The organism is Micromonospora sp. ANENR4 (genome assembly GCF_015354395.1).
GTDB classification, from domain to species: Bacteria; Actinomycetota; Actinomycetes; order Mycobacteriales; family Micromonosporaceae; genus Micromonospora; species Micromonospora aurantiaca.
In genome coordinates, this window is the sequence record NZ_JADKYQ010000007.1 from 104,645 (window position 1) to 114,969 (window position 10,325).

The 10,325-nt window shown below is 74.1% G+C and carries 15 protein-coding genes and 1 pseudogene; 10 read left to right on the forward strand and 6 right to left on the reverse strand.

The genetic code is table 11. From position 1 onward, the window contains the following. Positions 1–2: 2 nt before the first annotated feature. Together IRY44_RS13960 and IRY44_RS13965 are read right to left on the reverse strand one after the other, a co-directional pair. Complete coding sequence (locus IRY44_RS13960; RefSeq protein WP_194800829.1) at positions 3–332, reverse strand: hypothetical protein; 330 nt, start codon at positions 330–332, stop codon at positions 3–5. Next, positions 329–742 carry a YbaB/EbfC family nucleoid-associated protein gene (locus IRY44_RS13965; protein WP_194800830.1) on the reverse strand — a complete coding sequence of 138 codons (414 nt, stop codon included), beginning with the start codon at positions 740–742 and terminating at the stop codon, positions 329–331. The genes IRY44_RS13960 and IRY44_RS13965 overlap by 4 nt, the downstream gene beginning before the upstream one ends. A gap of 178 nt (positions 743–920) precedes the next feature. On the opposite strand from IRY44_RS13965, the gene IRY44_RS13970 reads away from it, so the two are divergent. The 5 genes from IRY44_RS13970 to IRY44_RS13985 all read left to right on the forward strand — a co-directional run bounded on the left by IRY44_RS13970 (position 921) and on the right by IRY44_RS13985 (position 4,008). Further along, positions 921–1,535 (forward strand): RNA polymerase sigma factor, encoded by a 615-nt coding sequence (locus IRY44_RS13970; RefSeq protein ID WP_194800831.1) that lies wholly within the window; start codon positions 921–923, stop codon positions 1,533–1,535. Then, complete coding sequence (locus IRY44_RS13975) at positions 1,528–2,439, forward strand: CU044_5270 family protein (protein ID WP_194800832.1); 912 nt, start codon at positions 1,528–1,530, stop codon at positions 2,437–2,439. The genes IRY44_RS13970 and IRY44_RS13975 overlap by 8 nt, the downstream gene beginning before the upstream one ends. Before the next feature lie 71 nt (positions 2,440–2,510). Beyond that, positions 2,511–3,464 carry an FAD-dependent oxidoreductase gene (locus IRY44_RS13980; protein ID WP_194800833.1) on the forward strand — a complete coding sequence of 318 codons (954 nt, stop codon included), beginning with the start codon at positions 2,511–2,513 and terminating at the stop codon, positions 3,462–3,464. A 63-nt stretch (positions 3,465–3,527) separates the two neighbouring features. Further along, positions 3,528–3,692 (forward strand): hypothetical protein, encoded by a 165-nt coding sequence (locus tag IRY44_RS30700; protein WP_228532067.1) that lies wholly within the window; start codon positions 3,528–3,530, stop codon positions 3,690–3,692. Further along, entirely contained in the window at positions 3,679–4,008 is a 330-nt protein-coding gene (locus IRY44_RS13985) for a hypothetical protein (RefSeq protein WP_228532068.1), read from the forward strand. Before IRY44_RS30700 ends, IRY44_RS13985 begins: the two co-directional genes overlap by 14 nt. Before the next feature lie 9 nt (positions 4,009–4,017). Here the strand turns inward: IRY44_RS13985 and IRY44_RS13990 are convergent, their stop codons facing one another. Further along, entirely contained in the window at positions 4,018–4,722 is a 705-nt protein-coding gene (locus IRY44_RS13990; protein ID WP_194800834.1) for a hypothetical protein, read from the reverse strand. 165 nt (positions 4,723–4,887) lie between these two features. On the opposite strand from IRY44_RS13990, the gene IRY44_RS13995 reads away from it, so the two are divergent. From IRY44_RS13995 to surE, 3 genes are read left to right on the forward strand one after another with little or no spacing between them, the layout of a single operon-like run. Beyond that, complete coding sequence (locus tag IRY44_RS13995) at positions 4,888–5,100, forward strand: hypothetical protein (protein ID WP_194800835.1); 213 nt, start codon at positions 4,888–4,890, stop codon at positions 5,098–5,100. A gap of 43 nt (positions 5,101–5,143) precedes the next feature. Next, on the forward strand, positions 5,144–6,085 hold the full coding sequence (locus tag IRY44_RS14000) for a 1-phosphofructokinase family hexose kinase (RefSeq protein ID WP_370584935.1): 942 nt from the start codon (positions 5,144–5,146) through the stop codon (positions 6,083–6,085). Further along, a complete protein-coding gene (surE, locus tag IRY44_RS14005; RefSeq protein ID WP_194800836.1) occupies positions 6,075–6,905 on the forward strand; it encodes a 5'/3'-nucleotidase SurE in 831 nt (276 codons plus the stop codon). The genes IRY44_RS14000 and surE overlap by 11 nt, the downstream gene beginning before the upstream one ends. Positions 6,906–6,953: 48 nt before the next feature. Here surE and IRY44_RS14010 read toward each other — a convergent pair whose 3' ends face one another. After that, a complete protein-coding gene (locus tag IRY44_RS14010) occupies positions 6,954–7,181 on the reverse strand; it encodes a hypothetical protein (protein WP_013474689.1) in 228 nt (75 codons plus the stop codon). Between the two features lie 68 nt (positions 7,182–7,249). Beyond that, complete coding sequence (locus tag IRY44_RS14015; RefSeq protein ID WP_194800837.1) at positions 7,250–8,077, reverse strand: alpha/beta fold hydrolase; 828 nt, start codon at positions 8,075–8,077, stop codon at positions 7,250–7,252. Between the two features lie 96 nt (positions 8,078–8,173). Here IRY44_RS14015 and IRY44_RS14020 point away from each other — a divergent pair, with 96 nt between their 5' ends. Beyond that, complete coding sequence (locus IRY44_RS14020) at positions 8,174–9,208, forward strand: sigma-70 family RNA polymerase sigma factor (RefSeq protein WP_194800838.1); 1,035 nt, start codon at positions 8,174–8,176, stop codon at positions 9,206–9,208. Positions 9,209–9,238: 30 nt separating this feature from the next. Here IRY44_RS14020 and IRY44_RS14025 read toward each other — a convergent pair. Further along, a pseudogene (locus IRY44_RS14025) lies at positions 9,239–9,472 on the reverse strand (hypothetical protein); the annotation flags it as partial. A 252-nt stretch (positions 9,473–9,724) separates the two neighbouring features. Between IRY44_RS14025 and IRY44_RS14030 the strand changes: the two are divergent. Beyond that, a complete protein-coding gene (locus tag IRY44_RS14030) occupies positions 9,725–10,216 on the forward strand; it encodes a winged helix-turn-helix domain-containing protein (protein ID WP_194800839.1) in 492 nt (163 codons plus the stop codon). Positions 10,217–10,325 lie beyond the last annotated feature (109 nt).

A 10,325-nucleotide genomic window follows, 5' to 3' on the forward strand; every position in this document is an offset into this window, starting at 1 on the left:
GCTCACCCCAGCCCGCCGGCCAGCGAGCGCATGGTGCCCGCGCCGTCCTCGTCGACCCGCTCGTACGAGTCGGCCATCCCGGTGATGTCGGCGCCCGCGGAGGTGAACTCGTCGGCGGCCATGCCGAGGCAGTCGAAGATGTAGTTCGCCACCTCGGTGTACGCGACGCCGATCAGCGACCCGATGTCGTCGGCGCCCCACGGCTCGCCGTAGCCCTGCATCCGCGCCTCGAACGCCTCCAGCTCGCCGGTGAACCGCTTGGCCACGTCGGTGACGCCACGCCCGGCGGCCCGGATCAGCGGCGGGTGCACCTCGAAGCCGCCGCCGCTCATCGCTGCCCGCCGCGCGCCAGCCGCTCCTGCGCCTCGGTCAGCGCGTCGAGGAACGACCCGAGCCGGGGTACGGCCGTGTCCCGTACCTCCTGCAACTGTTCCCGCAGCTGCGACATGTCCGCGACCTGCGGGGCCGGGCCGGCGCGCAGCCCGTCGATCGCCGCGTTGACGGCGGTGACGACGTGCGCGGTCAGCTCCTCGGAACCGAGCCGCATCAGCCGCGGCTCGACGTGCAGCGACTGGAGCCTGCCGTCGCGCCCCATCTCGGCGCGTACCTGCCCGTCGGCGGCCTCGCCCACCGCCGGCGTCTCCGCCTCGTCCGCCGGCGGCGGACCGACCGTCCGAAGTGCCGCCATCGTCGCGTCGAGCATGCGGGTGAAGTCGCCGCTCATCGAAGGATCCGCACTCATGAGCCCTCCCCAAGGCCAAACGCCACGAGCGTAACCGAGAGGGACAAAGCGATTCCGTCCCGTACGACCGCACGGTCCACGACGGACCGCCCGACCGGCCTACCGTCACGGGCGTGAACCGTCCGGACGCGAGCAGCGGACAACAGGTGACACGTCCCCACTCGCCGAAAGGCCGCGCATGAGAAGACTGAGACGGGCGAAGGATGTCGACGTCGGCGCGCTCACCGACGCCGAGGTCGTCGCCCGGTCCGTGCGGGAGCCGGAGACCTTCGCCGCGATCTTCGACCGGCACGCGCCGCACATCCACCGCTACCTGGCGCGGCGCCTCGGCTCCGCGGCCGCTGACGACCTGGTGGCGGAGACGTTCCTCGCCGCGTTCCGGCGCCGGGAGCGGTTCGACACCGGCTGTCCGAACGCCCGCCCCTGGCTGTACGGGATCGCCACCAACCTGGTCGCCCAGCAGCGGCGGATCGAGGAACGGGAGTACCGGCTGCGGCAGGCGTACCACCCGGCGACGTCCGAGGCGTCCCCCGCCGACCGGGTCGCCGCCGAGGTGACTGCGCGGTCGCTGCGCCGGCACCTGCTGGACGCGCTGGCCGGGCTCGCCGACGGCGACCGCGACGTGCTGCTGCTCGTCGCCTGGGAGGACCTGACGTACGAGGAGGTCGCCGCCGCGCTGGCCATCCCGGTCGGCACCGTGCGGTCCCGGCTGAACCGGGCGCGCCGGCTGCTGCGGGAACGGCTCGGCGGCGAACCGGCCGACACCATCGAGGAGGTACTGAGCAATGGATGAGATGAGACTGCTCCAGCGGCTCGGCGACGAGACCGGGCTGCCGGCGGACGAACGACTCGGCGCCGCGCGTACCCGGTTGGTCGGCGCGCTGACCGCGACGGAGGCCGCGCCGGTTCGGCGGGCGCGACGGCCGGCCTGGCGGCTGGTCCTCGTCGGCGTCGCGACGGCGTCGGTGGCGGCGTCGCTCGCGGCGGTGCTGGTGCTGGCGCCGGACCGGATCGGCGGCAGCGCGCCGGCCGCCCGGGCCGACGCCCGGCAGGTGCTGCGCGACGCGGCGGCGGCGGCGTTGCGGCTGCCGGACGTCGAGCCCCGGCCCGACCAGTTCGTCTACACGCGCTCGCAGGGCGGCGCGGAGCTGCGGGAGAGCTGGGCGTCGGTGGACGGGACCAGGGACGGCCTGGTCGTCGAGTACCCGCCGGGCGGCCGACAGGAATACGTGCTCCCCGGCTGCCGGGACGGCCGCGCGAAGGGGTACAAGGGTCAGCAGCTCATGCCGGGCACCGAGCCGTGCGTGCCGGAGCCCGCCTACGATCCCGCCGTGCCCACCGACGCCACCGCGATGCGCGCCTACCTGGACAAGCACCGCAGCGGCGAGCCCGGTGACGTCAACGCCGCCGCCAAGGACGTGCTGTTTCTGCTCAACGACTCGTACCTGAGGCCACGGTCGCGGGCCGCGCTGTTCGAGGCCGCCGCCGCGACGCCGGGCCTGAAGGTGGTGGAGAAGGCCACCGACGGTGCGGGCCGCTCCGGTGTGGGCGTCAGCTGGTCCTCCCCGGGGAACCCGGCCCTGATGGTGATGGTGTTCGACCCGCGGACGTACGCGTTCCTCGGCGTGGGCGGGGAGGCGGGCACGTCCGCGGTGCTGTCCGTCGCGGTCGTGGACCGGGTCGGCCAGAAGGGCTGACGCCCGCCGGGCGGGCCGCCTCCCCGGCGGCCCGTCCGACGCGTACCCGCTCCGATCGGGTCTGCGCCATCATGAGCGTCATGACGAAGGCGGACGTGGTGGTGGTCGGCGGCGGGGTGATCGGGATGACGACAGCGCTCACGCTCCAGCGGCGCGGCGCCCGGGTCACCGTGCTGACCGCCCACGACCCGGCCGACACGGTGTCGACGGTGGCCGCCGCGGTCTGGTACCCGAGCCACACCGAGGAGGATCCCCGGGTGCTGCGCTGGGCCCGGGACACCCACGCCGAGCTGCGCCGCCAGGCGGCCGACGGCGTGCCGGGGGTGGTCGACCGGCCCACCCGGATGTGGCTGCGCCACCGCTACACCGAGCCGCCCTGGTGGGCCGACGCCTGCGGCGATCTGACGGCCGAGCCGGCGGAGCCGCCGTACACCGCGCTGCTGCGGTTCACCGCCCCGTCGGTGGAGATGACCCCTTATCTCGCCTGGCTGCGGCAGCGCCTGGAGGCCGGCGGCGGGCGGGTCGTCCGCCGCGCGCTGGGCACGCTCGCCGAGGCGTACGAGGTCGCGCCGGTCGTGGTGAACGCGACCGGCCTGGCCGCCGGCCGCCTCGCCGCCGACTCGGCCGTGTACCCGGCGCGCGGGCACGTCCTGCTGGTGGCGAATCCCGGCCTGACCGTCTCGGTGCGCGACGAGGACGACCCGGCGGGCATCACGTACGTGCATCCGCGCCGGCACGACGTGGTGCTCGGCGGCACCTACGAGGCCGGGGTGGGACACACCCGCCCCGACCCGGAGGAGGCGGCGGCGATCCGGCGCCGCTGCGTGGCGCTGGTGCCGCAGCTCGCGGACGCGCCGGTGCTGGGGGAGCGGATCGGGCTGCGCCCGGCCCGGCACGGCGGTCCCCGGGTCGAGGTGGACCCGGCGGACGGGCGGCTGGTGCACGCGTACGGGCACGGCGGCGCGGGGGTGACGCTGTCCTGGGGCTGCGCCGCCGAGGTGGCCGATCTCGCGCTGAGCGTCTGACCCTTCCGGCGCGGGCGAGCTGGCGGCCCACCGCCGGAGCGCGCGGGCGGTAACCTCGGCCCGGTGTCCGCCCGCCGCGCCGCACTGTCCGCCCTCGTCGCCCTGATCGCCGTCCACATCGGCTGCACGCTTGTCGCGCTCGCCGCCTACAGCCACCGGATCGGCCTGGTGACCCACGACGGCTCCGGCTTCCTGGTGGAGCTGCTCGACGCCGGTGCCCCTGCGTGACCTGCTGCCCGCCGTGCTCTGGCTGCTGCCTGTCATGCTGCTCGTCACGTTCGCGGCCCTCGGCCGGTGGGCCGCCCGGCGGACCGTCCGCCCCGACGACGAGCGGCTACCGGCGACGGCGTGGACCGCCGGCATCGCCGCGGTGCTGCTCAACCCGCTCGCGGCCGTGCGCTACGCGTCGGCCACCGCGAACGGCGGCGAGTACATGCGTACGGTTCAGGTGGAGACCAACCTTCTGGTGCTCGCCGCCGCCGTGGCCACCACGATGAGCGCGCTCGCCGTCGCCGGGTTCGTCCGGCGCTCCGACGCCGCCTGAGCGCTCTGGTCACCGCTCCAGGACGGTGAGCCATTCGGCGGCGCGGGGACGGTATCCGTGCAGCTCGAAGAGCCCGCGCACGATCGCCGGCACATGCCCGGCGCCGTACACGACCGCCACGTCGATGCGTTCCGCCGACCGGGTACGGATCAGCTCGGACAACGCGGCGAGCAGCCGCTCGTCGCGTTCGCCGCCGAGCGCGCGCTCGGTGTGCTCGGTGAACTCGTGGTCGGCGTACCGCTCGTCGGTGGCCGACGGCAGGTCGTTCATCTCGATCTCCGGTGAGAGCAGACACCGGGTGCCGCCGAAGAACTGCATCACCGTCACGAACGGGATCACCAGCCACATCTGGAGGCGGTACCGCAGCGGCATCACCCGCCAGCCCCCGGTGAACTCCTCCGCCGACACGTCCGGGTTGAGCACCTCGACGCCGAGAGACGCGTACGGGATGGGGTCCGTCACCAGGCCGGAGCGCCGGTTTGCCGGCATGGCCCGGTAGGTGAGTGTCAACGCCGAGCCGACCGCCGATCGGCCGCTGACGCCCTCGACGACGAGCAGGTCGCATTCCCGGAGCCGCTTCGTGACCGCCGCGTAGAACGCCGGGCTCGCCACGTGGAGCATCGGGAACACCAGGAACTCCAACCGGCTGCCGGGACGGCGTAGCCGGAGCACGGCGGAGCGGGTGCCGATGACGCTGTGTTCGATGATCTGCATGCCTGCCCCCGTGGCATCGGCTGCTCTTGTCGGCAGGGTAGGGCGGCCGGGCAAGGCGTCCCACGGACCGGTCAGGAATCGAGAAGCCCCGAGCGGGCACCCCGACCTAGCGTTTCCGGCACGGGCCACCCCGCCGGGGAGGCCACCGCCCGGAGGTAGGCATCAATGGATACGCGCATCCGTCAGCTCCACCGCTGGTTCTCCGTCGCCTTCACCGTGACCGTCGTGATCACCTTCGTGGCGCTGGCGCAGAAGGACCCGATCGTGTGGGTCTCCTACGTGCCGCTGCTGCCGCTCGCCCTGCTCCTGATCAGCGGTCTCTACCTGTTCGCGCTGCCGTACCTGCGGCGCCGCCGTGCCGCCGCGCGCCCGCGCTGACCTGGGGGGATTACCGGGGCCGGTCAGCGGGCAACACTGGCGGATGGAGCAGAAGGTGATGGTGTTCGCCCCGGCCCCGCTGCTGACGGTGACGATCGAGCAGCAGGGCGACGTACCCGAGCTGCACCTGCACCCCGGCGGGCAGGGGGTGTGGCAGACCCGGATGATCGCGGCACTCGGCGTACCGGTGACGATGTGCGTGGGTCTCGGCGGCGAGGTGGGCGACGCGGTCCGCAAGTTGCTCGACGACGAGGACGTCACGGTCCGGATGGTGCGGCGGGAGTCCGGCACCGGCTGGTACGTGCACGACCGGCGCGATGGCGAGCGGACCGAGATCGCCGAGCACCCGGGCGCGCCGATGGTGCGGCACGACATCGACGAGCTGTACACGGTGACGCTCACCGAGGGGCTGCGCGCGCCGGTGAGCGTGCTCAGCGGCCCGGCCGACCCGCAGGTGGTGGACCCGGACATCTACCGCCGCCTCGCCGCCGATCTGAGCGCCAACGGCGGCACAGTGGTGGCCGACCTGTCCGGGCCGTACCTGGAGGCGGTGCTCGACGGCGGCGTGAGCGTGCTGAAGGTCAGCCACGAGGAACTGCTCGACGACGGCCTGGCCAAGGACGACAGCGTCGAGGCGCTGCGCGACGCCGGCCGCCGGTGCCAGGAGCGGGGCGCGCGGACGGTGCTGATCAGCCGCGCGGGGGAGCCCGCGCTGGCGCTGCCGGAGGACGGCGAGCCGCTGCTGGTGCACGCCCCGCCGCTGGAGCCGGCCGACCACCGGGGCGCCGGTGACTCGATGACCGCCGGGGTGGCGGCGGTGCTGGCCCGGGGCGGGGACCTGCGGGAGGCGCTGCACGTCGGCGCCGCCGCCGGAGCGCTCAACGTGACCCGGCACGGGCTGGGCACCGGCCGGGCCGAGGCGGTACGCGAGCTGGCCGGCCGGGTGCGGCTGACCCCGCTGGACGGCGGCGACGATGACGACTGACCGGCCGCCACGGGTGCTCGTGACGAACGACGACGGTGTGCACGCCCCCGGCATCCGCGCGCTGGCCCGGGCCGCGTACGAACGGGGGATGGACGTGGTGGTCGCGGCGCCGGAGGCCGAGGCGAGCGGGATGAGCGCGGCGCTGTCGGCGGTGACCGACGACGGGCGTCTGGTGTTCCGCGAGACCGAGCTGGACGGCCTGCCGGGTGTGCCCGCGTACGCGGTGGCGGCCTCCCCGGCGTACATCGCGGTGCTGGCCGGCCTGGGTGTGTTCGGGCCGGTGCCGGACCTGCTGCTGTCCGGCATCAACAGGGGCGCCAACGCGGGCCACGCGGTCCTGCACTCCGGCACCGTCGGCGCGGCGCTGACCGCCGGCAACAACGGCATCCGGGCGCTCGCCGTGTCGCTCGACGTGCTCACCGCGGCGGCGGCGAGCGCCGGCAGCGGTGGCGCGGCGATCGCGGTGCTGGACAGCGTGGACGACGAGTCCCGCCACTGGTCGAGCGCCGCCGAGCTGGCCGCGACGCTGCTGCCGTGGCTGGCCGGCGCGGATCCGGGCACGGTGCTGAACCTCAACGTGCCGGACCGGCCGGCCGACCAGGTGGCCGGGCTGCGCCAGGCGACACTGGCCCCGTTCGGTCAGGTGCAGGTGTCCGTCGCCGAGCGCGGTGAGGGATTCGTGCGGACGGCGGTGGAGGCGAGCGCGGTCCGCGCGGTCCCCGGCACCGACATCGCCTGGCTGGCCGACGGGTACGCCGCGGTCACCGCGATCCGGGCGCTCGGGCACCTGCCCGACGTGGAACTGCCGGTCGACGGCTGAGGACGGCTCCGCCCCGCCACCGTCGTACGGATGGCGGGGCGGAGATCGTCACTCGCCGGCCGCGCGCCTGCGGTCGGCCTCGGCGTCGGCGGCGCCCACCGGGGTGCCGTCGCTGTCCCGGTCGGCCCGCGACAGGTCCACGTCGGCGCCGGCCCGGGCGGCGTCGGCAGCCGCGTCGTCGGCGCCGACGACCTCACCACCGTCGGTCTGTCCGTCGTCGGGGACCAGCCGCCCGGCGGCGGCCAGCCCGATCGGTGCGTACCTGGGGTCGGTCATCTCGTCCTCCTCACCGGTGCTCCTGCGCAAGCGGTACCCCGGTACGGGACGCGGCACACGCGCGCGGGTCAGCGGCCGCGGTCGAGGAAGTCCAGGGTGACCGCGGCGAACAGCGGCGACTGGTCGATGTCGTAGTGGGTCAGGCCGGGCAGGATCGCCAGCGCGTGTCCGCCCGCCGGGCGGCCCTCACCCGTCCAGCCGCCGTCGCGCCGGCCGCCGTCGAGCAGCCCGAACACCTCGACGAAGTGGCTCGGCGGGGCCATGTCGGCGTCGGCGGCCACCACGAGCGTCGGCACCCGCAGGGCACGGACCTGCTCGGTGAAGTCGAAGTCCGTCCGCATCGCCTCGCCGATCTTGTCGAGCAGCCGGGGGAAGTCCTCCGGACGCGGCGCGACCCGCTGGTACAGCTCGTACATCGGCGTGTCCTTCATGTACTCGGCCGCCGCGGCGCCGACCTGACCCTGCTGCGCCAGCAGTTCCGGGTAGACGGCGTCGCGGCGGATGTGCGCGGACGCGGCGACCAGCCGGCCGATCCTGTCGGGGTGCCGGAAACCGGTGTGCAGGGCGACGCCGCCGCCGAGAGAGAAGCCGACCACGTCCGGGCGGTCCAGCCCGAGGTGGTCGATCAGCGCGGCCACGTCGTCGGCCATCAGCGCCATGTCGAGCGGCCGGTCCACGTCGGCGGTGCGGCCGTGCCCCTGGAGGTCCACCACGATCACCTGGTGCCGGGCGGCCAGCGTGGGCAGGAGCGGCGCGAACATCTCACCCGAGGTGAGGCCGCCGTGCAGCAGGATCATCGGCCGGCCCTCGCCGTGCGTCTCGTAGTAGAGGTGGACGCCGTTGACGTCGGCGTACCGCCCCGGGGCCTGTGTCTCGTCGCGCTGCGCTGTGGTCATCGGTGCTCCTCGGACGTGGTGACCTGACGGCTGGTGGACCGGCCGGGCGGCACGGACTCATCGGTGCGGGCCCGAACGTGCTCGCATTGACGCAGCATGTGGGCTAGTTTCGGCGGGGTGAGCGAGGTGGCGAGCGTCCCCGTCGAGGCGCAACTCGAGGAGTACCGGTCGGAGCTGACCGGCTACTGCTACCGGATGCTGGGTTCGGCCTTCGAGGCCGAGGACGCGGTACAGGACACATTCGTCCGTGCCTGGCGTAATTTCGACAAGTTCGAGGGGCGGTCCGCGCTGCGGACCTGGCTCTACCGGATCGCGACGAACGTCTGCCTGTCCATGTCCACCAGCGCGCAGCGCCGGGTCCGGCCGATGGACCTCGGTCCGGCCGGCGTCGGCACCGCCACCCACCCCGGCGAGCCCCGCCCGGAGCAGATCTGGCTCGGCCCGGCGCCCGACGACCGGGTGCTGCCGGAGGTCGCCGACCCGGCCGAGGTGGTGGCCGGCCGGGAGTCGGTCCGGCTGGCGTTCGTCGCGGCGTTGCAGCACCTGCCGCCGAAACAGCGGGCCGTGCTGATCCTGCGCGAGGTGCTGGCGTGGTCGGCCCAGGAGGTCGCCGACCTGCTCGACACGTCGGTGGCGAGCGTCAACAGCGCGCTGCAACGGGCGCGCGCCACGCTCGCCTCGGCCGACACCGAGGCCGACGTGCGCCGGCCGCTCGACAGCGAGCAGCAGGCGCTGCTCGCCCGCTACGTGCGGGCCTTCGAGGCGTACGACCTGACGGCGCTCACCGCGCTGCTGCACGAGGACGCGACGCTGTCGATGCCGCCGCTGCCGCTGTGGCTGCGCGGCCCCGAGCACATCGCGGCGTGGATGGCCGGCACCGGCAGCGGCTGCCGCGGCTCCCGCCTGGTGCCGACCGCCGCCAACGGGATGCCGGCGTTCGGGCACTACCGGCGCGACCCCGACGGCTCAGGCCACGTGCCCTGGGCGCTGATCGTGATCGGCGTCTCCGGCGGCCGGATCACGTCGCTCAACAACTTCCTCGACGTCGAGCGCCTGTTCCCGTTGTTCGGACTGCCGGACCGGCTCGAGGAGGGTGCCGGCCAGCCCGAGCAGGCCGGCGAGCTCGCGTAGCTCGTCGCAGGCCCCGCGTACCTCCAGCCGCCAGCCGAACCGCCGCGCGGTCAGCCGCATCCGTGCCAGCACCTCGACCGTGACCAGGTCGGGCGCGCTCACCGCGGACACGTCGCACACCACCACGCCCCGGTCGCGGCCGCGCAGCGCCTCGGCCAGGTCGGCGCAGCGGGCCGCGATGTCCGCGCGGGTCGGCGTCCCGTCGGGCAGGCAGAGCAGGTGGGTGATCACACGCATTGGACCGCCGTACGCCCCGTCTCTCATCGGTACGCGCGTGCCGAACACGGCCCGGCGCACGTTGCCTCGAACACCTTGTTGCACGCAGTTACATCGACGTTAACTGCTATACCAATCATCGGTGCTCAGCTATATGATCCCGGTAGTTCACCCCGAAGCCTCACGAAACCGCAGCTCCCACACCCCTCGGGTCGAACTCCGCAAGCCAGGTGCCTCCGCAACGTCGTGCCTGGCGACCGCCCGGCGTTGTGGTTCGGCCTGCCGGAAAGGTGGGAACGGATGACAGGGCTCCCGTCCTTGGTCATCGGCATCGCGTCCTCGTCGGCCGAGCGCCGGCAGCTCGCCCAACTGCTCGGCGGCACCGAGTCCTTCCTGATCGTGTCCAGCGCCCATCAGGCCCGCCGTTTCCTCGACCTGGTGCGCAGGCCCGCGCTGGCCCCGGCGCCGCAGCCGCCCGCGGCTGACGAGGCGCCGGCCGAGCCACCCCGGCGGGATCTGGCCGTCGACTCCGACCGGCGGGTGCTGCGCTGGCGGGAGCGGGAGATCGGGCTGACGCCCCTGGAGCACGACCTGATCGTCTGCCTGGCCGGCACGCCCGGTCAGGTGTGGACGTACGCCCGGCTGCACCGCGCCGTCTGGGGCAACGACCACTTGGGACGGGGCTCCGACATGCACTCGGTGGTCCGCCGCCTCCGCCGCAAGTTGGGCCGCCTCGACGCTTCCGCCACGATCCACGCCGTCCGAGGCGTAGGTTTCCGCCTCACCCCCTGACAGTCCTGACCCACCCACCCACCCCACCCCTGGCTCGGCGATCTTGCACTTTTGGCCCCCGGCGTGTCCCTTTGGCGCACTTTGCCAGGGCTGCAAGTGCAAGATCGCC